Source organism: Actinoplanes derwentensis (assembly GCF_900104725.1).
Taxonomy (GTDB): domain Bacteria; phylum Actinomycetota; class Actinomycetes; order Mycobacteriales; family Micromonosporaceae; genus Actinoplanes; species Actinoplanes derwentensis.
Genome location: NZ_LT629758.1, coordinates 3,632,338 through 3,657,006 on the forward strand (window position 1 = coordinate 3,632,338; position 24,669 = coordinate 3,657,006).

Below are 24,669 nucleotides of genomic sequence, written 5' to 3' on the forward strand. Positions count from 1 at the left end.
ATGTCAGAGTCTGACATCAGGGTGTACGGTCATGTCAGTCACTGACATCACCTGTGGAGGCACCTCATGCACGTGTTCCTGACCGGCGCCGGCGGCTGGATCGGCTCGCACACCGTCGACGAACTGCTGGCCAACGGCCACCGCGTCACCGGCCTCGCCCGCACCGGCGCCTCGGCGGCGGCCCTGCAGGCGAAAGGCGCCGCCGCGCTGCCCGGCGACCTCGACGACCTGGCCGCCCTGCAGCGTGGCGCGTCCGGCGCCGACGCCGTCGTGCACCTGGCCAACAAACACGACTGGGCGAACCCGGCCGAGTCCAACCGCGCCGAACGAGCCGCCGTCCAGGCCATCGCCGAAGCCCTGACCGGCACCGGCCGCCCGTTCGTCTTCGCCTCCGGCCTGGCCTCGCTGGCCCACGGCCGACCGTCGAACGAGAACGACCCGTCGCCGTCGCACGGACCCGACAGTCCGCGCGGCGGCGCCGAGAACCTGGCCTTCGAGCACGTCGCCCAGGGTGTCCGGTCCGTCGCGGCCCGGTTCGCCCCCACCGTGCACGGCACCGGCGACCACGGTTTCATCAGCTACCTGGTGGCGACGGCCCGCCGCACCGGCGTCTCCGGTTACGTCGGCGACGGCGGGACCGCCTGGTCCGCCGTGCACGTCCACGACGCGGCCCGATTGGTCCGGCTCGCCCTCGAACAGGCTCCCGCCGGCACCCGCCTGCACGCCGTCGCCGAGACGTCGGTCCTCAGCCGGGACATCGCGGCGGCCATCGGCCGGTTCCTGAACGTCCCGGTGAAACCGATCGAGGAGTCCGAGGCGGTCGCCCACTTCGGTTTCCTGGGCCGCTTCTTCGGCATGGACATGACCTCCACCAGCGACCTCACCCAGGCCGCGTTCGGCTGGACGCCGACCGGCCCGACCCTGCTGGAGGACATCGCCGCCGGCGCCTACGCCTGATCCGGGGCTAACGCCAGACGATGCCCCGGCGTTCGTACTGGATCAGTTGTTCCACCTCGTGCGCCACCCGCGGGCCGAACGAACGTTCGACCAGATGCAGGGCCAGGTCGAGGCCGGAGGTCACGCCGGCGCCGGAGATCAGATCACCGTCGTCGACCACCCGGGCGTCGACGACGGTGACGCCGGTGGATCGGAGAGCGTCCAGGCCACCGGCGTGGGTCACCGCGGTCCGGCCGGTCAGGAGTCCGGCCAGACCCAGGAGCAGGGAGCCACCGCAGACCGTGGCGACGGTGATCTCCGGGTTGGCCAGGGCCTTCGCCGCCAGCGGGGCCAGTTCGGTCCGGGCGGCCTGCGCCAGCAGCCCGGGGATGTCGTCGAGCGGGCCGGACGCTCCGGGGATCAGGACGTAGCCGGGGAGATCCGGGTCCAAGGCCGCGGTCGCGTCCAAGGCCAGGCCCGCGGTGCCGCTCACCACTCGGCGTGGGCCCTGGGCGGACACCAGGCGCACGTCGCAGGCGTTGCCGGCCAGGGCACTGCCCGCTACCAGGACTTCGAGTGGGGCCACCACGTCGAGGGGGTCGAAACCGTCGAACAGAACGATCTGGGCGTACATCAATCGGTCCTTCCGCGTTGTTGACGTGAACGCTAAGGAACCGTGACGGGCGGCAGAAGTGGCTGGAATGCCACTATGCGACGGGTTCTGGCCAGCTGTCGCGGACGCGGTAGTGGTAGCCGTGGGAGAACGTGAAACCGACTCCCTCGTACAAGCGGCGGGCGGGGAAGTTGTCCTCCTCGACCTGGAGATAGAGCAGGTCGGAGCCCTGGGCGGCGGACCAGGCCGCGCCGGCGCGCAGGATCGCGGCGGCGTGACCCCGGCGGCGGTAGCGCGGGGACGTGGCCATGCAGAAGACGCCGGCCAGACCGTCGCCGACCACGAACAGGCCCAGCGCGGCGATCCGGTCGTCGACCGTGATCGAGGCGAACCCGGCCGGGCGTTCGATCCGGTCCAGGACGTGGGTGCTCACGGCGGCGTTGCCGTACGCCTCACGCCAGTCCGGCGTGAGACCGGTGATCTCCACCTCGGGGGCGGGCCCGCTGACCGTGGCGGTGGGGGCGGTCAGCACAAGCGTCGGCGCGTCGTGGCGATAACCCAGCCCGGCCAGCGTCTCGTCCAGGGCGGTGTGGTCCTCGGCGGGACTGATCTGGACCACGACCGGCAGGTCACGGGACCGGTAGTACTGCTCGGCCGTGTCGATCGCCGGCGTGCCGGCGACCGGCAGCGCCGAGTTGTTGCGCCGCTTGCCGACTCCGGGACTGTGCCGCAGCAGCCAGCCCTCGTCACGGGTGCTGTGGACGGCGGGCCACGCGGAGGCGGCGTGTTCTTCGATCAAGGCGGCACGTGTCACCGGAGAATGGTAAGCGTCGGATACCTTGAGCCGGTGCCGAGCGCTGACGATACCCGTGATCCCCTGCCGACCTGGCTGATGTGGCCGATCCGGGCGGTCGCGGTCGCGGTGGTTCTGCCGTTCCGGCTCCTCGGCGAATTGTTCCTGATCATCGGGCGGTTTCTCAGACGGTTCGTGATCGCCCCGCTGCTCTGGGTCTGGGACCACCTGATCGTCGCGCCGCTGGGCTGGGCGTGGCGGACCCTGATCGAGGCGCCGGCGGTCTGGGTGTGGCGGCGGGTGCTGCGGACGCCGGTCACCTGGCTCGGCCGGGGGCTGGTCAAGCTGGGCGGCTGGATCCTGATGATTCCGGTGCTGCTCATCGGCGTACCGCTGATGTGGTTGTGGGAGAAAGTAGCCGTCAACCTCTATCGATGGGTGCTGCGCCCGGTAGTCGGATGGCTCTGGACGTGGGTTCTCGAGCCGCTGGGGCAGATGGTCGTGTGGATGCTGGTCACCGGCTGGCAGGGCACCGAGTGGCTGTTCCGGCAGCTCTACCGGTTCCTGATCCGGCCGGTCGGGCTGGCGATCGCGTTCGTCTGGCGGTGGACGCTCCGGCCGGTGATGCTGGCGATCGGCTGGGCCGGGCGCTGGGTGTGGGACGCGATCCTGCGGCCCGTGGGTGCCGCGATCCGGGTGGTGCTGGACGTCGTCGGGCTGGGCTGAGCGTCCCGGCCCATCGAGGTGCGGATTTGAGCGATCATGGGACGTGTGAGTGGGCGTACCTTCGGGATCCTGTCCCCGTTCGTCGGCGGGGACTACTACGGGGCGATCATCGAGGGGATCAACGCCGCCGCGGTCGCCGCCGGTGATCGGGTGATGGCTGTCCAGACGCTGGAGCCGGGGGCGCACAGCGCGGACCGGGCCGGCCTGCCCGACTTCGACAAACCGGTCGCGTGGCGGCATCTCGACGGCCTGGTGGTGCTGCCGGGCGCGGTGTCGCCCGCCTTTCCGGCGGCCGCTCTGCGGGCCGGCCTGCCGGTGGTGCTGGTCGCGGAGGAGACGGCCGGTCCGGGCATGTCGGTGGTGGCGGCCGACAACCGCAGTGGGGTACGGGACGCCGTCGCTCACCTGATCGGTCACGGACATGAACGGATCGCGTTCGCCGGTTACATGGCCCACTTCGACCTGCGGGAACGGCTCGCCGGCTACTGCGCGGGCCTGGCCGAACACGAGTTGACGCCGCTGGTCTACGACAGCGGTGACAATCACGAGTCCGGTGGTGAGCAGGTCGCCGAGGCGCTGATCCAGGCCGGGATGCCGGTGACCGCGATCGTGCTGGGCACCGACCGGAACGCGATCGGCCTGATCGGGCGGCTGACCGCTGCCGGTTACGACCTGCCCCGGGAGCTGGCGGTGGTCGGGTTCGACGACATCGCCGACGCCGCCTACCTGCGGCCGGCCCTGTCGAGTGTGCGGCAGCCGCTGGACGCGCTGGGTGCCGCCGTCCATTCGCTGTTCGATCAGCCGCCGCGGAAGCTGGAGGTTCCGACGATCTTCGAGTCGCGGGAGTCGTGTGGCTGCCCGTCCCACGGCCTGCCGGTCTCCGAGCGCCAGACCCGTGAACTGTTCCGGCAGGTCCGCTACCTGCAGGACACCTTGAACATCCAGTACGACCTGGGCATCGCGCTGCTGGCCGAGAAAGGTGGCGACCCGGGGAAGCTGGAGTGGCTGGACCGGACCACGGCGGTGGCCGGCAGTTTCGGGCAGTGGAGCCCGGACGAACCGGAGACGCTGGAGCTGACCGGGGCGTACCAGTTCCCGGCGGGCGCCCCGGGCCGCGTACTCCCGGTGGACGAGTTCCCGCCCCGGGAGCTCTTCGACCTGGCGCACGGTGCGAGCGGTGACATCGTCTTCGTGGTGCCGGTGCGCAGTTCGGTGACGAACTGGGGGCTGCTGGCCGCGGTCGGCCGGATCCAGTCGACGACGCCACCGGGGCGGGAGATGATGAACCACTCCGGGTCGTTGCTGGCGAAAGCCCTGGACTACCGGGTGATGGAGGAGCGGCTGCGGACCGCCGCCATGCGTGATCATCTGACCGGTCTGCCCAATCGGCTGCTGCTGGAGGACCGGCTGGCGCAGGCCGGACTACGGGCTGCCAGGGAACCCGGCTACCGTTTCGGTGTGCTTCTGCTGGATCTGGACGGTTTCAAGGCGGTGAACGACTCGCTCGGGCACGCGGCCGGTGACCAGCTGCTGGTACAGGTGGCGAGGCGGTTGACGGCGCAGTTGCGGCGCACCGATACGGTGGCCCGGCTCGGTGGGGACGAGTTCGTCGTGCTGATCGACAACGTGTCCCGGCCGGGTGCGGAGGAGGTGGTCCGTGCCTCGATCCGGACGGCGGTGACCGAGCCGTACCTGATCGACGGCAAACGGGTCGAGGTCGGAGTGAGCATCGGATCGGCGATCTCCGGGGGCGGGGCCTCGGACCCCGACCTGCTGCTGCGTGAGGCTGACGCCGCCATGTACGAGGCGAAGTCGGCGTCACGACGACGATGACGGATTCCGTGGAGAGACGAGAAGTGACGACCGATCAGCCCGGCCAGCTCGCCCGCCGGGGGCACCCCGAGGCCTGGCACGAGCAGTACGCCGATCTGAACCACTTCCTGATGGTCTACAAGTTCGGGCTCGCCGAGATCAACACGAAGATCACCATCCTGGCCGAGGAACTCACCCACCGCGGCTCCGGCAACCCGATCGAACACGTCAGCCCGCGCTTGAAGTCACCGGCGAGCATCACCGCGAAAGCCCGCCGGCTGGACTGCCCGCTGCACTTCGACGACCTGCGGGCGCGGATACGGGACATCGCCGGGATACGGATCGTGTGCAGTTTCGTCTCCGACGTCTACACCGTCGCCAACATGCTGACCCGCCAGCCCGACGTCAACCTGGTGGTGACGAAGGACTACATCGCCAAGCCGAAGATCAACGGTTACCGCAGCCTGCACCTGATCGTCGAGATCCCGGTCTTCATGTCCGACCGGGTGGTGGCGGTCCCGGTCGAGGTGCAGCTGCGCACGGTGGCGATGGACTTCTGGGCCAGCCTGGAACACAAGATCTACTACAAGCACGACCCGGATGTGGTCCCGCCGCGGCTGCGCGACGAGCTAACGGCCGCCGCTGAGGACGCCGCCCGCCTCGACCTCCGCATGGAGCGCCTGCACCGAGAGATCCACGGCCCACGCCGCTGACGGGTCCGGGACGCGGACCGGGGCGATGTGCCGCAGCAGCGACCGGGCCGCCCGCACGACCAGAGCACGGTCGTGGGTGATGGCGAACTCGAAACCGCGATGCGACTCCCCGGCGTCGTCGGCCTCGTTGCCGAGGTCGCGCGCCACCAGGGCGGCAGCCCGGTGCGGGCCGAGAACGATCACGTTCCACTCGCCGTTGAGCCGGTCGCCGCTCAGGCAGGCACCCCGTACGCCGGTGGCCGGCTCGTCGTCGAGGCCGGCACCGAGCGCGGCGACCAGCGGGCTGTAGGCGGCGACCCGGCGGAACCGCTCGGCCGTCGCCGGGGTGAAATGCCGGGCGTGCTGGAAACACGCGAGAAGGACGGGCGGCTCCGGCCCGTCCCCGGCGAGGGCTTCCAGGTGGCGGCTCATCGGCATGAGACGCGCTTTTGTCGTACGGGTTACCGGCCGCACCGCGCTGACGATCTCGAACGGGGTCCGGTCGTCCTGCACCGGCGCCGCCAGCAGGGGCAGGGCGGTCACCGGCGTGGCCTGGCCGGGCAGCGGGGCGGGCCGTCCGTAGTGCCAGCCCTGCCCGACGGTCGCGCCCATCGTCCGGGCCGTCGACAGCTGCGCGGCCGTCTCGATGCCTTCGGCGAGCACGGTGGCCCCGGTCGACTCGGCGTACGCGTAAACCGCCGCCACCACCCGGGCGGTGTGCGGATCGTCCGGCGCCCGCAGCAGGCCCATGTCGAGTTTCACCACGTCCGGCTGGATGAACGGCATCAGCGCCAGCGACATCGGGTCGGCGCCCACGTCGTCGAGGGCCACACCCCAGCCGGCCTCCCGGCAGTTCGCCGCCGCCGACAGCACCGCGGCCGGGTCGTCGGCCAGGGCCCGCTCGGTCATCTCGGTGACCACCCGCAACCGCTTCCGGGCCTGCTCGACGACCGGCGCGAGATCGGCCGGGCAGGCGATCCGCCAAGCGGTCGGCTCCATGTTGACGAACAGGGTCAGCCGCCGGTCGAGGCCGGCGTCGAGGGCGATCCGGTAGGCGGCGGCCCGGCAGATCCAGTCGAGTTCGGCTTCCCGCCCGACGGCGCGAGCCGCGGCGAACAGCGCCACCGGCGACTCCCACGAGCTGCCGGCCGGGCCACGGGTCAGCGCTTCGTAACCGGCGAGCATGCCGCTCTCGATGTCGATCAGCGGCTGGAAGACGGTGGCGACGGCACGCCGGTCCAGAAGGTCATGGATGTCGGGCACGATAGTAAGGATCGGCTGCCGCCACGCCGGGGTGAGGGGATCCGGCCGCCGGATCGTCGCCCCCGCTCAATCGGTGTCGGTCGCCGCCAGAACGGCGAGGCGGCGGCCGTCGGCGGACAGTACCGCCAGCCCGATGTCCCACATGACCCCGCCGAACCAGCCGGTGGCCCCGCCGAACCAGACCCACGTGCAGGTTTCGGCCAGGGTCGCCACCTCGCCGGCGCTGGCGCCGGGCGGGGCACCGGTCAGCGCGGCGACCGAGCGCCAGGCGGCGAGCCGGCCGTACGCGCCGAACTCGCCCCAGCCGTAGGCGCCGCCCATCGAGGCCGCGGCGAACAGTTGGTGCCAGCCGTCGGCGGCGGAGCACACCCCGAACCCCTCGGTCAGGCCCTCGGTGCTCGCCAGCCCGAGACCGGCGAACGCGTGCGGTGTCACCGCCTCCGCGAAGGTGACGATCCGGGCCTCCACCTGCCAGCCGTTCACCGCCGCCGCGATCTGTCCGGCGTCCGTCTCCCGCCACGACGGCAGAGGCCCACCGCCATCCGGTACGGGTGACACCCGCACGCCCGGACGACTCAGCGAGGTTCCCCGCAGCGAGTGCCGGGGCAGGTCCGGCCACTTCTCCATCGGTGTCAGCGCCAGCGGCAGCCAGGAGAGCGGATGCGGCGGCCGGGCCCACAACCGCCCCGGTGGGAGAGCGCGCAGTGGAAGCTCCTGGGACAGGCAGGCACTCAACTCGGCGTTTCCGGTCAGCGCCCGCATCTCGGAGGCGGTGTGCTCGGTGGCCAGCAAGGATGCGACGTACCGGGCCCGGCGCCCCACGGCGACGGTGGTGAAGAACTCGGCGGTCTCGGTCACCATCCCCGGGCGCAGGGCCAGCCGGCGCAGGATGTCGTCGAAGACGCTGCCGAACTGCCACGGCGGGTTCGGCTCGGATCCGTACCGCCGCCACAGCTCGGTCCCGAGATCCACGGCGAACCGGACGTCACCGTCCGTCAACCGGCGCTCGACCAGCGTCCCGAGGCTGGAAGTGTCGTCGAGGGAGGTCAGGGCGACGGCGATCTCGGTGGGGTCTTCGGTCACCAGAGCACGATAATGCGTTGCCCGAAAGGCGCGTGGCGTGCTGGGGTTCGGGTGTGGATCATCAAGAGGTACTGGCACTTTTCGACCGGCAGATGCGACGTGACTCCCGTTCGGAGACCCCGTCCACACACATGGAGTGGGACGGCCCGGTGTTGCGGCACGTGGGCGGCCGGAAGGACTGGAACGCGGTCGTCTGGTCGGAGCTGGACGAGGACGGCGCGGACGCGGCGATCGCCGCTCAGGTGCGGTTCTTCGCCGGACTCGGGGTGGAGTTCGAGTGGAAGCTCTACGGGCACGACCGGCCCGCCGACCTGGGTGAGCGGCTCCTCGCCGCGGGCTTCGCCGCCGAGGAGCGGGAGACGCTGATGGTCGGGGCGGTCGGCGACATGCGGTTGTCGACCGAACTTCCCGATGGCGTACGTCTGGAGAGGGTCACCGACGCCGCCGGGGTCGAGTTGATGGCGCGGGCCAGTGAGCGTGCGTTCGGGGAGAACGCCGACTGGCTGCGGCACCGGGTGCTCAAACAGCTGGCCGAGGAACCGGAGAACGCCCACCCGTTCGTGGTGCTGGCCGGTGACGAACCGGTGTCCAGTGCCCGGATGGACGTCTACCCGGGCACTGATTTCGTCGGCCTGTGGGGTGGCGGCACCGCACCCGAGTGGCGGGGTAAGGGCATCTATCGGGCGCTGGTGGCCGAGCGGGCCCGGATCGCCGCCGATCTGGGCTACCGGTACCTCCAGGTGGACGCAACGGATCAGAGCCGCCCGATTCTGTCGCGACTCGGGTTCGCCGCGCTCAGTACCACCACGCCGTACCTCATGGCGGCGCCCGGTAATTGAGCTATTCCGCGCAACGTCGCAGTTGCTGTCCGTAGCTGGCGAGATGCGTAGAAAGTCGGAGACGCGCCGGATGATCACGGCTACGTAGAAACGGCGCAGAACCTCGATAAGAAGGTGGCCTCCTACAGCTCAACTTCATAGAGGTCCTGCGCCGACGATGAGTGTCACATACACCGCGGTCCTGCCGGTACGCGAACACACCGTGGACGTACTCGCCGGACTGCTCACCAACGAACGCGCCCGCCGCGGCACCCGCGCCGGAACCCGTTCTCTGCCATGCCGTGACCAGGCGATCCTGGTACTGCGCTGGTTCCTCGACAGCACCCGGATGCGGCAGCTCGCCCGAGACAACGCGATCAGCCTCTCCACCGGCTACGACTACCTGCACGAAGGCATCGACGTCCTCGCCGCCCGGTCACCGAGCCTGCACGGCGCGCTGCTCGCGGCGAAAGCCGCCGGCCACGACTACGTGAACATCGACGGGATCCTGGTCGAGACCGACCGGTGCCGCACCCCGGGACCCACGACGGGCGTGGATCTGTGGTGGTCCGGAAAACACGACAACCACGGCGGCAACGTCCAGGTCGTCACCGTGCCCGACGGCTGGCCGATCTGGACCTCCGAGGTCCGACCCGGCCGCGAACACGACACCACCGCCATCCGCACCCACCCCGAGATCCTGCCCGCCCTCACCGCCGCCGACTCCGACCTTCGCACCCTCGGCGACCTGGGCTACGAAGGCGAATCCGGCACCATCACCGTCGCGTTCAAGAAACCGAAGAACGGCAAGCTCAACCCCATCCAGCAACAGCTCAACAAGGCCCACAACAGCCTGCGAGCCATCGGCGAACGCGGCAACTCGCTGCTCAAGATGACCTTCAAGGCGCTGCGCAACGTCAGCCTCAACCCCTGGCGGATCGGCAAGATCGTCGCCGCCGCGCTGGCCATCCTCCACATCGAGCACGACCGCACCACATGACAACCGTCAGTAGTCAGAACCTTGCGCGGAATTGCTCATTGATCTTCCATTCCGCTCGTGAGCTGCCGGAAAAGCCGTCCGGATGAATCGGATCATCCATTCGGACGAGCCATTCCGGCATTAGCGCGAACGGGCGTAGGTATGGATTTCCGGCGGGGCGGTTCGTAGGCTGATCGCGAATATCCGGCCGCCGCTGTACCGGGCGGCCCACGAGCGTTCGCGAGGGGGTCGGCCGACCTGACAATCGTCAGCACATCGGATCTTGCGGCCGCCCTGCTCCCACGCTTCGAAGAGGTTCCACCGCACCGGCTCGGCATTCACCCGGCGATCACCACGGACGACAGTTCCGACGAACTACCCGAATACGTAAATCGGGACATCGACGAAGGCCTTCGCGATCACCTTTCTGCCGGAACCGATCAAGGCTGCTTCGTCATACTTGCCGGACAGTCATCGGCGGGCAAGACAAGATCACTCTATGAGGCCGTCCGAGTGGTCGCGCCGAATTGGCCGATCATTCAGCCAGCGAGTACCGGCGAGATCATCGAATTGTCCCGGGGCCCTCGGCAGCGGATCATCGTCTGGCTCGACGAGATCGAACAGTTCTTCGACACCGAGCCGCAGTTGACCAGAGAACACGTGCTACGGCTGCTACCCTCTCCCGCGATCGTCGTCGCCACCATGTGGCCCACCGACTTCACCACTTGGAAGCCGTCCCGCCACCCGGCCGATTTCCGGGGCAACAGCCGTCTCCTGGGCTTGGCTACCAAAATCGTGGTGCCGGACGAGCTGTCCCCCGGGGAACAGGCCAATGCTGACAAGGTCGCGAAGACGGACAGCCGAATCCGCCTCGCGCTGGAGATCAAGGACGCTGGACTCACCCAGGCACTGGCTGCCGGCCCCGACCTGCTCTATCGGTGGCAGCTAGCCCCAGCCTACGCACGATCCGTGATCAACTTCGCAGCCGATGCGCGGCGGCTCGGCATACGGACACCGATCCCGCGCGACTGTTTTGTGGAAGCTGTCGGCGGCTATCTGACCCCGACTCAACGTGTCAACCGGCCATCCTGGTGGCTAGACGAGGCCTTGGCGTTCGGCGAGGAGGAGGTGCGCGGTGGAGTATCGACCCTAGCCCCGGCCGACGAGGGCGGCGCTGGCCATCGGACCGGTCATGTAGTGGCCGATTACGTCGCCCAACACATCAGGCGCGATAAATGCCCTCCCCAAAGCGCATGGAACGCCCTGATCGCCACCGCGGGGAACCCGGACGACCTCCGTCGGCTCGCTCTGGCGGCGAACACCCGTATGCGGTACTGCCACGAGGAGCATGCGCTGCGGCGTCTATACGACCGACATGGGGAAGGCGTTGCCGAACTCGCGGACCTGCTGTTTCGCAGTGGGCGCGATCAGGAGGCAATCATGTTGCTGAGCCAGCATGTCCTGGACGATCCAGAGGATGGCTCTGCTACCGCACTCTTGGAGGACATCACCGCGTTGGCGCCCCGGATCGGTGCGTTACGGGCGGCATCGGCAGTTGGCGACCGTCGTGCCGCCCGACATCTGGCCGAGTTGTTCGCTGACAACGGCGAGGCCGATTGGCTGCGGACCAGGGCCAACGGCGGCAACAAGCAGTCCGAGAAGTACCTCGCTGAACTTCTCGCCGATCGCGGGGCAGTCGCTGAGCTGCGGGAACGGGCCGACCTCGGCAAGAAGCCGGCTGCCTGCGCCCTGGCCGAGCTACTAGCCGCCCACGCCCAGGAGGCCCAGCTGCGGAAGCGTGCCAACGCCGGGGACCGGGCCGCCCACCGCCAGCTAAAGAAGCTACTCGCGTCGGGCGCGGCAACGGACGGCACGGCTATCCAAGCCCAGGTGTCCGACTTACGCCGCCGGATCGCCGACGGCGACGAGGACGCCGGCCGCCAGCTGACCACCCTGCTGTTCGAGTTGCGGAACGAGGACGAACTCCGGCGCGAGGTCGACGCCGGGACGTTCCAGGCGGCAGAACGGCTGGTGGCGCTGCTCAACGCCAGGGAAAACGATCCGGTCGGCGTGGACCGGCTCCGGGCTCACGGCCTGACCGCGGACGGCAGCCCGTACCAGCCGTGGGAGACCTGATGGGAGCCGTTCTCACGCTCCAGGGCATTCCGACCGACCGGGTGGTACGCCTTCCCCAACTGTCCGCCGCCGACGTCGCCGAGGTGGCCGCCCACCGCGCGGAACTGCCCGCGCCGGTCGTGGTGACCCCGTTGTCCGACCGGACGGTGGCGGTGTTCGTGGCCGAGGTGATCGAGTTCCTGGACTCGCTCGCCCGCCGGCTCCTGCCCGGCTGGCTGCCCGAGGCCGACGGGCTGGACGGGGCACGCGGCTCCGCCCTGGCGGCGATCCGGGCGCTGGCGATCGAGCGGGCCCGGGCCACCGGCCAGTCCAGCGCGTTCCTGGCCGATCTGGCCGAACGTTCCCTGACCGGCCGTCGTCCCCGGACCCGGCAGCGGCCGGAGACCCGGATCGCCGGGCTCGCCGGTGTCCTCGCGACGGCCTTCCACCGCAAGCGGCTACTGCTGCTCGTACCCGCCTCCGGGACCTGTTCCGACGTCGTGCTGGCCGGTTCGGCGTGGCTCGCCCAGCACGGCCGCCTCGGTGTCTGGATCACCGGCCCCGACCGGGTCCCGGCCGCCGTCTCGTCGGTGGCGATCGGCTCCCCGCATCCCCGCAGTGCTGTCGAAGCGCTGCTGGAGACGGTGCTGGCACGGCAGGCGTGGGCACACGGCCGGATCTGGAACGGCACCTATCAGCCGGTGCCCTCGCGCAGCCCGATCCGGCCCGACCTGCAGTGGCCGGCCGAGCGGGTGATGGTCGAGCTGGACGGGCTGGAGCACTGCCGGCCGGAACAGTACGACACCGATCGGGTCCGCGACGTCCGGTTGCAGTTGGACGGGTTCGCGGTTCTCCGGTTCACCAACGCCCGGGTGCGACACGACGTGCAGGCCGTAGCGGCTCAGATCGAACAGCTCATCAGTGCCCGCAGAAACACCATGACGAAAGGACAGCAGGGTGGCTGACAACCTCACCCCGTCGGAGAGCGCGTGGCTCATCGTGCTGATGTCGGAGGCACGCGAACTCTCCAACTCGGAGCTTGCCGAGCGCTTCAATATCACTTTGACCGGTAAGGAGCGAACCAAGCTCAACAGTCTCGGATATGTCCAGTCCAGGAAAGTCGGCCGTGCGTTCGCGCATGTTCTGGACGAAAAGGGCTGGGAACGCGTCAACCAGGAGCTGAACATCGTCGCCCCGGGGGCGAAGGTGATCAGCGTGGCGTTGAGTCTGATGCACGAAAACCTCCGGAACCGGGTGCTCCAGCGGGAGGCGTACCGGAAATTCTCGGAGATCTTCTCGCACGCCGTCGACGCGGTTGTTCCCGTCTCGCCGGAAACGACGGACGACGACCTCGAGTCGCGGATCCGGCAGGTCTACCACTCGCTGGCGCCGGAACCCGGCGAATGGGTCCGGCACACCGCTGTCCGTCAGAAACTCGGTGACGTGCCCGGCGAGGCGCTCGACGAGGTGTTCCGGTTGCTGAGCCGGGCGGAGGACGTGGAGATGATGCCCGAGATCAACCAGAAGACCCTGACCGCGGAGGACCGGCGCACCGCGGTCCGCGTCGGCGGGCAGGACACCCATCTGATCTCCATCGGTACGCGATGAACGAAGGAGAGCGCAACGCGCTGGAGGCACTCCGATTCGACTGGGCGCAGGTCCCCGACGACGTCTGGCAGCCGCCGCTCTATCACATCGACGGCCTGCACCGGGGCGTCGTCGAAGACGTCGTGGCGGGTATGGCCGACGCACGCGCGAGCACCGGGGGCAGCCCGCTCGGGCTGGTGCTGAGAGGCCGCAACGGTTCGGGCAAGACCCACCTGCTCGGCTGGGTCCGTCAGCAGATCCAGGAGCAGGGCGGCTACTTCTTCCTGGTCAGCCTGTTCGACGCCAAGATGTTCTGGGACAGCGTGCTGGCCTCGATGATGGACGGCCTGTTCCGGATGGTGCCCGGCAGTGACACCCAGCTGAAGTTGTTCATGCGGCGGCTGTCCGCCGTGGTCGGGGCGCCCCGGGCGGCGCGGCGGGCCGTCATGGGCGAGACCATGCTGACGCCGGAGGCGCTGGACGCCTTCACCGTCGGGCTGAGCGGCCACGACCGGCTGGTGGCACGGGAGTGTGACAGCACCTTCCGCGCGCTCGCCCTGTCCGCCTCGGAGGACATCACGCACCGTGACATCGGCGAGAGCTACCTGGCCTCGGAGCCGGAAGTGGTTCCGGGAGAACGTGCTCCCTGGCGGTTGAAACGCGGCGAACGCAGCTCAGAGCAGATCGTCCGGGAGCTGTCCCGGCTGCTCGCGATCACCGGCCCTTCAGTGATCGCCGTCGACCAAATCGACACGCTGATCTCCCAATCGGGGATGGCACCGAACGCCGGCGGCCAATCCGGGCAGATGGACACCGGCGAGTGGTCCCAGCTCCTCATCGTTGAGAAGCTGGCGCACGGGCTGATGGCGCTACGCCAGAACACTCGCCGGACGCTGAATCTGGTGGCGTGCATCCCGCCGTCCTGGATCTTGATCAAGGAAAAGGCGACCAGCACGGTGGGCGACCGTTTCCGAGTGGCCGAGGAGATGAAGACCATCCGGAACCCCGTTCTCGCCCGGGACCTCATCGAGAAGCGTTTCGCCTACAACTTCGGGAAGGTCTCGTACACCCCTTCTTATCCGTCATGGCCGGTCCGGCCCGAGGCGTTCGCCGAGGCCGCCAAATTCACTCCCCGCCAACTGCTCATCGAGATCGACAGGCACGTCCGGCACTGCCTGAGAACCGGCGTGGTGTCCGAGATGACGAGCCTCGATAGCTCTGGAGATCAGGCGAACGCGGTGCCGATGGTTCCGACCGAGATCACCGACGGACTCCGCGAGAAGCTGGACATCCGGTTCAGTGAACTGCGGGACGAAGCGGATGTGCTGGCCCCGCTGTCTCCGGCGGAGGAGGACAAGCTGATCCCAGGGCTGATCTCGGCCGGGCTGACTGCCTGGATCATCGAACGGGGCGTCGCCGACGAGAAGTTCAACCAGGACGGCCTGCCAAGTGCCAGCCCTCCGCTGCACGCCCGTCTCCGCGAGACCATCGATCAAGAGACCGAGGATCAGGCGCACTGGTCGTTCCGAGCGATCAGTACCGGGCATCGCACCCGGGCGCCACTCAGCCGGATCAACCGGGCGGTCACGGCGGCGGGTGTCGAGCACGGGGTACCCAAACGCAAGCTCTTCTTTCTGCGTAACGGCGCCTGGACCGGTGCCGGAACGATCGCGCGTATCCAGGCGCTGGCCGCCAAGAACGTAGCCACGCTCCCGCTTCCGGAATCGGATCTGCGGACCCTGTCGGCCCTGCGGGTTCTTCTGGACGAGGCCTCGGCCGATCTACCCGCGTGGCTGGTGCTGCGGAAGCCGGCCAGTGGGCTGGAGATCTTCCGCACGGCCCTCGGGCTCGGGCCCGCATCTACCACCGCTTCCACCTCCACTGCCGCCGCTTCCACCGCCGCCTCTGCCGCAGCTTCCTCCACCGCCGATTCCACTGGTGGCCCTGCTGCCGGTGAGTCGGGCGTGCCGATGCTGACGGTCGGGCACGACCATGCCGGTGGGGAGCCGGTTCGGCTGGCGCTGGAGTCGCTGCGCAAGCACGTCACGATCTTCGCCGGGTCGGGGTCCGGGAAGACCGTTCTGATTCGGCGGCTGGTCGAGGAGTGTGCGCTTCAAGGGGTGTCGGCGATCGTGCTGGACCCCAACAACGACCTGGCCCGGCTCGGGGAACAGTGGCCGGAGCCGCCGGCGGCCTGGGGTGCCGGGGACGCGGACAAGGCCGCCGACTACCTCGCCGGGACCGAGGTGGTGGTGTGGACGCCGCGGCGGGAGACCGGGCGGCCGCTGAGTTTTCAGCCGCTGCCGGACTTCCGGAGTGTGCTCGACGATCCGGACGAGTTCAACGAGGCGGTGGACTCGGCGGTGGCCGCGCTGATCCCGCGGGCGCAGCTGGACGGCCGGGCCGCGAAGGCACACCTGGGGCGGGCGGTGCTGCGGCGGGCCGTGGACCACTACGGGCGGCGCGGCGGCGGGTCACTGCGCGGGTTGATCGCGACACTCACCGACCTGCCGGACGGGGTCAGTGAGCTGGAGGGCGCCGACAAGATCGCCGGTGGGCTGGCGCAGACGTTGACCGCGTCGATCGACAACGACCCGATGTTCGGCGGTGGCAGCACACCCCTGGATCCGGCGGTGCTGCTCACGCCGTCGGCCGGGAGACGTGCCCGGATCTCGGTGATCAGCATGATCGGGCTGCCCTCCGACGACATGCGCCAGAGTTTCGTCAACCAGCTGGAGATGGCGCTGTTCGCCTACATCAAACGGAATCCGGCCGGGGATCGTCCGCTGCTGGGCCTGTTCGTGATGGACGAGGCGCAGACCCTGGCCCCGTCCGGGACGATGACCGCCTGCACGCAGAGCACTCTCGCGCTGGCGTCCCAGGCCCGTAAGTACGGACTGGGCCTGGTGTTCGCCACCCAGTCACCGAAGGGCCTGCACAACCGGATCCCGGGCAACGCGGCCACCCAGTTCTACGGTCTGCTCAACAGCCCGATCCAGATCGAGGCCGCCCGGGAGATGGCGAAGGCGAAGGGCGGCGACGTGCCGGACGTGTCCCGTCTGCGGTCCGGCGAGTTCTACTTCGCCGCCGAAGGTGAGGCCCCGCAGAAGATCCGCACGCCGCTGTGCCTGAGTCACCACCCGAAGAGCCCGCTGACGACCGAGGAGGTCATCGACCGGGCCCGGATCGGCTGAGATCCGGCGGCTTCTACGCACGGGCGCCCGGGGATCACGTTTGGTAGTCGAGGCGGTGCGGGGGTCGCTTCGGCCCGGTGGGCGCGGGTCGGTCTTGACCCGCGCCCACGTCGCGGGGTGGCGGCGGGACGGATAACTGCAGTTGGGGAGGTGATTGGCGTACGAAAAAGTGGTTTGGACCTTGAAGTTGATCTTTGGGCGGTAGTAGCTGACAAGATCGGTCTGGCCATCCGGGACAACGGCGTTTGTGGGATTCCTACAACTTACGGTGCACGACATGCATGATCCGGCTTATGGCTCGACCGGGCGGTAGCCGAGAGGGTGGAGGAGTAGAAAGCTCACAGGGCTACCGGGAGGCTCGGCAAGTGTTCAGGCGTGTCGCGATCATCAACCGTGGGGAAGCCGCCATGCGGCTCATCCACGCCGTGCGGGATCTGTCCGCGGAGACCGGGACCCGGATCGAGACGGTCGCGCTCTACACCGATGAGGACCGGACCTCGACGTTCGTCCGGGAAGCGGATCTGACCTATCCGCTCGGTGCGGCGGCAGCTCGGCCCTATCTCAACCATGAGCTGCTGGAACGCGCGCTCGTCGAGTCGGGTGCCGACGCGGCCTGGGTGGGCTGGGGCTTCGTCGCGGAGGACCCGCTGTTCGCGGAGCTGTGCGACCGGATCGGGGTCACCTTCGTCGGGCCGAGCGCGGACGCCATGCGCAAGCTCGGTGACAAGATCGGTTCGAAGCTGATCGCCGAGGAGGTCGGCGTCCCGGTCGCGCCGTGGAGCCGCGGCGAGGTCGCGACGCTCGAGGACGCGCTGCGGGCCGGCGACGAGATCGGCTATCCGCTGATGCTGAAGGCGACCGCCGGTGGTGGCGGGCGCGGCATCCGGCGGGTCGACTCGGCGGCGGATCTGACCGACGCGTACGAGCGGACCAGTCAGGAAGCGCTGCGGGCGTTCGGCTCGGGCGTGGTGTTCCTGGAGCGCCTGGTCACCGGCGCGCGCCACGTCGAGGTGCAGATGATCGCCGACGGCCAGGGCGGCGCGTGGGCGCTCGGGGTCCGGGACTGCTCGGTCCAGCGGCGTAACCAGAAGATCATCGAGGAGTCGTCGTCGGTCGTGATGGCCCCGGCCGAGGCGGCCGAGCTGAAGGCGGCGGCGGTCCGGCTGGCCCTCGCGGTGGGTTACCGCGGTGCGGGCACTGTCGAGTTCCTCTTCCACCCGGGCGAGAAGCTGTTCGCGTTCCTCGAGGTGAACACCCGGCTTCAGGTCGAGCACCCGATCACCGAGATCACCACCGGCACTGACCTCGTCAAACTTCAGCTGCACGTGGCCGGTGGCGGCCGGCTGGAGGGTGAGCAACCGGCCGAGCAGGGGCACGCGATCGAGGCCCGGCTCAACGCCGAGGACCCGGACCGCGACTTCGCTCCGTCGCCGGGCCGCATCGCCCGGCTCGCACTGCCGGCCGGCCCGGGTATCCGGGTGGACACCGGGGTCAGCGAGGGCGACAGCATTCCGGCCGCGTTCGACTCGATGATCGCGAAGATCATCGCGTACGGCCGGAACCGCGACGAGGCCCTCGGGCGCCTGCGGCGGGCCATGGCCGAGACCACCGTCATCATCGAGGGCGGCTCCACCAACAAGAGCTTCGTACTGGACCTGCTCGACCAGCCCGAGGTCATCGACGGTTCCGCCGACACCGGCTGGATCGACCGGGTCCGCGCCGAAGGCCGCCTGGTCACCCACCGCCACTCGGCGATCGCCCTGGCCGCCGCCGGGATCGAGGCCTACCAGGACGAGGAGGAGATCAGCCGGCAGCGGCTGCTCACCACCGCGCACGGTGGCCGCCCGCAGGCCCAGCACGAGACCGGCCGCCCGCTCGACCTGAAACTGCGCGGCGTCGGCTATCGCGTGCAGGTCTCGCGACTGGGCCGCAAGCGTTTCCGGGTCGGCATCTTCTCCGGCGCCAGCTACGGTCACGCCGACGTCGTCAGCGAGCGCTTCGACGAGCACAGCAGCCAGATGTACGTGAACGGTCACCGCTTCCGCCTGGTCACCGCCACCCACGGCCCGATCCACACGATCGAGGTCGACGGCATCACCCACCGGGTCAGCCGCGACGAGGGCGGTGTCGTCCGCTCCCCCGCGCCCGCCCTGGTCGTCGCCACCCCGCTCGCCGTCGGCGACGAGGTCGAAGCCGGCGCGCCCATCCTCGTGCTGGAGAGCATGAAGATGGAGAACGTGCTGCGGGCGCCGTTCAAGGCCCGGGTGCGGGAGTGCCCGGTCGCGGTCGGCAGCCAGGTCGAGACCGGTGCCCCGCTGATGCGCCTCGAACCGATCGGCAACGCCGACGAGGAGGCCGCCGCCGCGGGCGAGGCCGTCGAGATCGAACTGCCCGGCTCGGCGCTCGACGGGCACGGACTGGACAACCTGCGCGCCCTGCTGCTCGGTTACGACGTCGACCCGGGTGAGATCAAGACTTACCTGGCCGGCCGCGGCAGCCGCCCGGCAGCCGGTGAGATCGACCTGCTGACGATCCTGGCCGACCTGCTGGAACTGTCCCGCAACAAGCCGGGCAACGACTGGAAGACCGAGCCGGGCAACGCCGTACACAGCCCGCGTGAGTACTTCCACAGTTACCTGCAGAGCCTCGACGTGGACCGGGCCGGGGTCACCGCCGATTTCCAGACGCGGCTCACCCAGGTCCTCGGGCACTACGGGGTGTCGTCTCTGGACCGCACTCCGGAGCTGGAGGACGCGCTCTTCCGGATCTTCCTCGCTCTGCAGCGGTCGGCGGCCAACGTCGGCGTGGTGTCCGAGATCCTGCGGCAGTGGATCGCCGGGAACCCGCCCCAGGAGACGGAAACCGAACGGGCCGGCATCGCCCTCGAGCACCTGATCGAGGCGACCCAGGTGCGGTTCCCGACGGTGTCCGATCTGGCCCGGGGCATCGTGTTCCGGTGGTACGCGCAGCCGCTGCTGCGGCGCACCCGGGCTGAGGTCTACGCCTCGGTCCGTGCCGACCTGCGGCATCTCGACCATCACCCGGCGGCGCTGGACCGGGACGCCCGGATCCAGAGCATGGTGGCCTGTTCGGAACCGCTGGTCCGGCTGCTGGGGCAGCGGATCGGGCGGTCCGGGCGCGACCATGTTCCGCTGCTCGAAGTGCTGACCCGGCGCTACTACGACAACCGTGGGCTGGCACCGGTCTCCGTCCGGGCGGTGGGTGACGTCCGATTCATGGTCACCTCGCATGCCGGTGAGCGGGTCACCCGGATCGCGGCCGTCGCCGTCGACATCTCGGACCTGCCGGCCTCGCTCGCGGCGCTGGGCCCGCTGGACGTGGATGTCGCTGACGTCTACATCGCCTGGGACGATCAGCCGTCGTCGGCCGACGACGTGGCCGCCGCCCTGAGTGCGCATTTCGCCGGGCTGACCCTGCCCGGGGTCCGGCGGATCACCGCGACGATCGCCGGCACCAGCGGCGCGGTCATGCACCACCACTTCACCTTCCGTTCGGACAAGGCCGGCCACTTCGGCGAGGACCGGCTGATCCGTGGCCTGCACCCGCAGATCGCCCGGCGGCTCCAGATCTCCCGGCTGCGCGAGTTCGACCTGACCCGGCTGCCCTCCACCGACGAGGAGATGTACCTCTTCAAGGCGGTCGCCAAGAACAACCCGGCCGACGAGCGGCTCATCGCGATGTACCAGGTCCGGGACCTGACCGCGCTACGCGAGACCGACGGCCGCCTGGTCGCCCTGCCCGCCTTGGAACAGGCGGTGACGCTCACCCTGGACGCGATCCGCAACATCCAGGCGCAGCGGCCGCAGAACAAGAGGTTCGACACCAACCGGATCATGATGTACGTCTGGCCGGTCACCGAACTGTCGCTGGACGAACTGAACGCGCTGGTCCAGCGGATCCTGCCGACCGCCTCCGGGGCCGGTCTGGAGGAGGTGCAGTTCATCGCCCGCCAGCGCCGGTCCAGCGGGGAACTGACCGAGGTCGCGGTGACGATCACCCTGGAACCGGGCAGCGGCGCGCACCTGCACGTGGGCGAACCGTCGACCGCACTGGTGCAGCCGCTCGACGACTACCGCCAGAAGGTGCTGCGCGCGGCCCGGCGCGGGACGGTCTACCCGTACGAACTGACCGGTCTTCTCGGCAGTTTCGTGGAATACGACCTGACCGCCGCCGGCACGCTGGAGCCCGTCGACCGGCCGAAGGGCCGTAACTCGGCCGCGATCGTCGCCGGTGTCGTCAACACGCCGACCGACCGTTACCCGGAGGGCATCAAGCGGGTCGTGCTGCTCGGCGACCCGACCAAGTCGCTGGGCGCCCTCTCCGAGCCGGAGTGCGCGCGGATCATCGCGGCTCTCGACCTGGCCTCTTCGCTCGGCGTCCCGCTGGAGTGGTTCGCCCTCTCCGCAGGCGCCCGCATCTCGATGACCTCCGGCACCGAGAACATGGACTGGGTGGCCGCCGCCCTCAAGCGGATCGTCACGTTCACCCAGGCCGGCGGCGAGATCAACATCGTGGTCGCGGGTATCAACGTGGGTGCGCAGCCGTACTGGAACGCCGAAGCCACGATGCTCATGCACACCAAGGGCATCCTGGTCATGACGCCCGACTCGGCGATGGTGCTCACCGGCAAGCAGTCGCTCGACTTCTCCGGTGGCGTGTCGGCCGAGGACAACTTCGGCATCGGCGGGTACGACCGGGTGATGGGCCCCAACGGCCAGGCGCAGTACTGGGCGCCCAGCCTGCCGGCCGCCCGGGACGTGCTGATGGCCCACTACGACCACACCTATGTGGTGCCGGGCGAGTCCGGGCCACGTCCCGCGCTCACCACCGACCCAGCTGACCGGGACGTCTCGCCGTACCCGCACACGCTGGCCGACAGCGACTTCACCACCGTCGGGCAGATCTTCTCGGCCAGCCACAACCCGGACCGCAAGAAGGCCTTCGACATCCGTACGGTGATGCGTGCCGTCTCCGACCAGGACCACCCGGTTCTGGAGCGGTGGGCGGGCATGGCCGACGCGGACACCTCGGTCGTGCAGGACGCGCACATCGGCGGCCGTCCGGTCTGTCTGCTCGGCATCGAATCGCGGCCGGTCACCCGGCGTGGTTTCCCGCCCACCGACGGCCCGGACACCTACACCGCGGGCACGCTGTTCCCGCGGTCGTCGGCGAAGACCGCCCGGGCGATCAACGCCGCCTCCGGCAACCGTCCGCTGGTCGTGCTGGCCAACCTGTCCGGCTTCGACGGTTCGCCGGAGTCGATGCGCAACCTGCAGCTGGAGTACGGCGCGGAGATCGGCCGGGCCATCGTCAACTTCCAGGGCCCGATCATCTTCACGGTGATCTCCCGCTACCACGGTGGCGCGTTCGTGGTCTTCTCCAAGGCCCTCAACCCGAACATGACCGTTCTGGCCCTGGAAGGATCCTTCGCCTCGGTTCTCGGCGGTGCCCCCGCAGCCGCCGTCGTCTTCGCCGGCGAGGTCAACAACCGGACCGCCAACGACCCGCGGGTCGCCGAACTCCAGGCCCAGGTCGCCGCCGCGTCCGGAGCCGAGCGGGCCGCCCTCAACACCCGGCTGGCCGAGACCCATTCTTCGGTACGGGCGGAGAAGCTCGGTGAGGTGGCGTCCGAATTCGACCGGGTGCACAGCATCCAGCGTGCCGTCGAAGTCGGTTCGGTGGACGCCATCGTCAGCACTGCCGAACTGCGCCCTCGCATCATCGAGGCGATCGAGCACGGTCTGAAAAGCTGATCGTGGGCAGCGGACATGCCCGGTGATCACTATGATCACCGGGCATGTCCGCTGTGCCGAACTGGCCATGGCCGCCAACCGCCTGCGCCTGACCATGCTGACCGCCAAATGGCACGGCAGCCGCGAGGAATGCTTCGTGTTCACCCGGGTTCGGGCGGCGCTGCGCTACTTCAACCGCCGCGAGGTCCGCCAGGAGATCGACACGGCGTCGGACAACCTGATGGCAGGCGCCGACACCTACGCCACCCACCCCGCCTCACCGGCCGCGCACCAGGCGTTCGGCTTCGTCTTCGACGACCGCGGCGACCTCAAGCTGGCCCGCCGGCACCTGGAACGCAGCGGCGACGAGGCGATCTGGCCGTGGGCCTACTTCGGTGACAGCGGGGAACTGTTCGAGAAGGCCCGCATGAACGCCCTTCTGCCGCCGTTGCCCCGCCGGTGACCGGTGGCACGTGCCAGATAGCCTCTTGCCTACCTGTACCTGGGGAAGGGATTGGGTTGGCGATCGGCGACGACCTGCGGCTGCTGCGTGCCTACGAGCCGGTGGCCAGGTTCACTGAAGGTGAGTACTTCTTCCCGGTCTCGGTCGAGCAGTATGTGAGCCAGGCCAGCCTGTGGCGCGTCGAACCCCGCGGCAGCAGCCCCGTCCAGGTCGTCGCGCCCGGCGAGCTGACCCTCGACACGCTCGCCACGGCCGGCGGCGCCGAACAGGGCCTCGGGTACTCGCTGTCCGGCATCGGCAACGGGGAGAAACACCTCGCCCACATCCCGCTCCGGGACCGCCCACCGCACCTGTCCCGGTCGAGCCGGCTCGCGTCGGTGGGCCTGACCGGACGGCTCGTCGACACGCTCAACCGGTTCTCGCTGCTGTTCCGCGGCAGTGTCCCCGGTGGCAGCGCGACACGCTCCTTCCTGCTGCAACGCGACCACCTCGACACGTTGCGACCCACCTACTACGCGCGGGTGCTGCGCGACGGCCCGTGGATCGTCTGCCAGTACTGGTTCTTCTACAGCTTCAACAACTGGCGTTCGGCGTTCGGCGGGGTCAACGAGCACGAGGCCGATTGGGAACAGGTCACCGTCTACATCGACGCGAACGGTGAACCCGGCCCCGACGGTCTGCCGGAGCCGTCGTGGGTGGTGTTCTCGGCTCACGACGAGACCGGCGACGACCTGCGGCGACGCTGGGACGACCCGGACCTGACCGTGGTCGACGGGCGGCATCCGGTGGTCTTCGTCGGAGCGGGTTCGCACTCCGGCGCCTACCTGCCCGGCGACTACCTGATCACGGTGCGGCCGCCGCGCCTGCGTGGCCTGGTCAACGCCCTGCGCTGGTCCGCCCGGCTGCTGGCGCCGTGGTCTCCCGAGGACCAGAGCAACGTCGGCATCCCGTACGTCGACTACGCCCGCGGTGACGGCCGCTCGGTCGGCCCCGGACAGAACGAAGCCTGGCGGGCGATCAACATCGGCGACGACACGCCGTGGGTGCGCGACTTCCGCGGCCTCTGGGGCCGTGACACCCTCGACCGGCTCGGCGGCGAACGCGGCCCGGCCGGCCCCCGTTACCAGCGGGACGGCACCGTCCGGCAGGCCTGGGCCGACCCGGTCGGCTGGGCCGGCCTGGCCAAGGTGGTGCCCGACCCGGCCGCCGAACTGCAGCTCGTCGAAGAACGCAACCAGCGTGACATCGACCGCCTCATCGAACTCGACACCGAGATCACCAAGATGCGCCACGAACTCACCCTGGCCGCCGCCGGACTGCCCGCCGCAGCCCCCGAAGTCCGCGCACTCGCCGGCCAGGAGCAGAAGCTGCTCGGCATGCGGATGGAACACACCCGCCTAGCCGACGAGCTGCATCGGGCCGCCATCGCCACGCCAGTAAACCAGCACCCACACGCCCATCTGCTGCATCGTCGCCTCCCTCTGGAGCAGTCCACCGGTTTCCTGGGCCGGGCCAGGTCGTGGTGGTCGGTGATCAGCACCCCGCTGATCCTGTGGGCCATCGGCGCCGTCGTCTCCCCCTTGGACATCTCGGGTGAGCAGACGGCCCTGGCGCTGCTCCTGGTCCTGCTGTTGGTGGAGGGTTTCGTCCGCGGCAAGTTCCTGGCCGTGATCCTCCGCATCCTGCTGGCCGCCGCCCTGATCCTCGTGCTGGTGGTCCTCTGGTTCGACGGCCGCTACGTGCTCACGTTCACCTTCTTCGGCGCCGCCGTACTGGTCCTGCTGGTGAACACCCGCGAAGCCACCCGCCGCTGACCCCGGCCATCACCCCGCGAGCGGGATT

17 protein-coding genes are annotated in these 24,669 nt (G+C 69.5%); 13 read left to right on the plus strand and 4 right to left on the minus strand.

Translation table 11 applies throughout. From position 1 onward, the window contains the following. The first annotated feature begins 66 nt into the window (after positions 1-66). Complete coding sequence (locus tag BLU81_RS16025) at positions 67-957, plus strand: SDR family oxidoreductase (protein ID WP_092545415.1); 891 nt, start codon at positions 67-69, stop codon at positions 955-957. A 7-nt stretch (positions 958-964) separates the two neighbouring features. Here the strand turns inward: BLU81_RS16025 and BLU81_RS16030 are convergent, their stop codons facing one another. After that, complete coding sequence (locus BLU81_RS16030; protein WP_092545416.1) at positions 965-1,570, minus strand: DJ-1/PfpI family protein; 606 nt, start codon at positions 1,568-1,570, stop codon at positions 965-967. A gap of 73 nt (positions 1,571-1,643) precedes the next feature. Next, positions 1,644-2,363, minus strand: a complete 720-nt coding sequence (locus BLU81_RS48315) for a GNAT family N-acetyltransferase (protein ID WP_157751612.1) — start codon at positions 2,361-2,363, stop codon at positions 1,644-1,646. A gap of 33 nt (positions 2,364-2,396) precedes the next feature. Between BLU81_RS48315 and BLU81_RS48320 the strand changes: the two genes are divergently transcribed. From BLU81_RS48320 to BLU81_RS16045, 3 genes are read left to right on the plus strand one after another with little or no spacing between them, the layout of a single operon-like run. Continuing rightward, a complete protein-coding gene (locus tag BLU81_RS48320) occupies positions 2,397-3,068 on the plus strand; it encodes a hypothetical protein (RefSeq protein WP_157751613.1) in 672 nt (223 codons plus the stop codon). 45 nt (positions 3,069-3,113) lie between these two features. Then, positions 3,114-4,901: a substrate-binding and GGDEF domain-containing protein gene (locus BLU81_RS16040; protein WP_172890561.1), complete on the plus strand. Its 1,788-nt coding sequence runs from the start codon at positions 3,114-3,116 to the stop codon at positions 4,899-4,901. A gap of 23 nt (positions 4,902-4,924) precedes the next feature. Next, positions 4,925-5,593: a GTP pyrophosphokinase gene (locus BLU81_RS16045; RefSeq protein ID WP_231954578.1), complete on the plus strand. Its 669-nt coding sequence runs from the start codon at positions 4,925-4,927 to the stop codon at positions 5,591-5,593. On the opposite strand, the gene BLU81_RS16050 is transcribed toward BLU81_RS16045, so the two are convergent. Further along, positions 5,510-6,835 carry a sensor domain-containing phosphodiesterase gene (locus BLU81_RS16050; protein WP_092545419.1) on the minus strand — a complete coding sequence of 442 codons (1,326 nt, stop codon included), beginning with the start codon at positions 6,833-6,835 and terminating at the stop codon, positions 5,510-5,512. The genes BLU81_RS16045 and BLU81_RS16050 overlap by 84 nt on opposite strands. 66 nt (positions 6,836-6,901) lie before the next feature. Beyond that, entirely contained in the window at positions 6,902-7,918 is a 1,017-nt protein-coding gene (locus BLU81_RS16055; RefSeq protein ID WP_092545420.1) for a DUF6183 family protein, read from the minus strand. Positions 7,919-7,971: 53 nt separating this feature from the next. Here BLU81_RS16055 and BLU81_RS16060 point away from each other — a divergent pair, with 53 nt between their 5' ends. The 9 genes from BLU81_RS16060 (at position 7,972) to BLU81_RS16100 (ending at position 24,641) form a co-directional block, all read left to right on the plus strand. Next, a complete protein-coding gene (locus tag BLU81_RS16060; protein WP_092545421.1) occupies positions 7,972-8,757 on the plus strand; it encodes a GNAT family N-acetyltransferase in 786 nt (261 codons plus the stop codon). Positions 8,758-8,914: 157 nt separating this feature from the next. Beyond that, positions 8,915-9,736 (plus strand): HARBI1 family protein, encoded by an 822-nt coding sequence (locus tag BLU81_RS16065; protein ID WP_092545422.1) that lies wholly within the window; start codon positions 8,915-8,917, stop codon positions 9,734-9,736. 492 nt (positions 9,737-10,228) lie between these two features. Then, entirely contained in the window at positions 10,229-11,851 is a 1,623-nt protein-coding gene (locus tag BLU81_RS16070) for a hypothetical protein (RefSeq protein ID WP_092545423.1), read from the plus strand. Continuing rightward, complete coding sequence (locus BLU81_RS16075; RefSeq protein WP_092545424.1) at positions 11,851-12,795, plus strand: endonuclease domain-containing protein; 945 nt, start codon at positions 11,851-11,853, stop codon at positions 12,793-12,795. The genes BLU81_RS16070 and BLU81_RS16075 overlap by 1 nt, the downstream gene beginning before the upstream one ends. After that, the gene (locus BLU81_RS16080; protein WP_092545425.1) at positions 12,788-13,438 is read left to right on the plus strand and encodes a hypothetical protein; all 651 of its coding nucleotides are present in this window, start codon (positions 12,788-12,790) and stop codon (positions 13,436-13,438) included. Before BLU81_RS16075 ends, BLU81_RS16080 begins: the two co-directional genes overlap by 8 nt. Next, positions 13,435-16,611, plus strand: coding sequence for an ATP-binding protein (locus BLU81_RS16085; RefSeq protein WP_092545426.1), 3,177 nt, complete (start codon positions 13,435-13,437; stop codon positions 16,609-16,611). The genes BLU81_RS16080 and BLU81_RS16085 overlap by 4 nt, the downstream gene beginning before the upstream one ends. A 365-nt stretch (positions 16,612-16,976) precedes the next feature. Next, a complete protein-coding gene (locus BLU81_RS16090) occupies positions 16,977-22,385 on the plus strand; it encodes an ATP-binding protein (protein ID WP_092545427.1) in 5,409 nt (1,802 codons plus the stop codon). Between the two features lie 22 nt (positions 22,386-22,407). Further along, positions 22,408-22,827: a hypothetical protein gene (locus BLU81_RS16095; RefSeq protein WP_157751615.1), complete on the plus strand. Its 420-nt coding sequence runs from the start codon at positions 22,408-22,410 to the stop codon at positions 22,825-22,827. A 56-nt stretch (positions 22,828-22,883) separates the two neighbouring features. After that, positions 22,884-24,641 (plus strand): hypothetical protein, encoded by a 1,758-nt coding sequence (locus BLU81_RS16100; protein ID WP_092545429.1) that lies wholly within the window; start codon positions 22,884-22,886, stop codon positions 24,639-24,641. Positions 24,642-24,669 lie beyond the last annotated feature (28 nt).

Bases quoted from the DNA above. Each gene is read 5' to 3' on its own strand.
- BLU81_RS16065 (WP_092545422.1), top strand. From the start codon at position 8,915: ATGAGTGTCACATACACCGCGGTCCTGCCGGTACGCGAACACACCGTG.
- BLU81_RS16075 (WP_092545424.1), top strand. From the start codon at position 11,851: ATGGGAGCCGTTCTCACGCTCCAGGGCATTCCGACCGACCGGGTGGTA.
- BLU81_RS16025 (WP_092545415.1), top strand. From the start codon at position 67: ATGCACGTGTTCCTGACCGGCGCCGGCGGCTGGATCGGCTCGCACACC.
- BLU81_RS16030 (WP_092545416.1), bottom strand. From the start codon at position 1,570: ATGTACGCCCAGATCGTTCTGTTCGACGGTTTCGACCCCCTCGACGTG.
- BLU81_RS16085 (WP_092545426.1), top strand. From the start codon at position 13,435: ATGAACGAAGGAGAGCGCAACGCGCTGGAGGCACTCCGATTCGACTGG.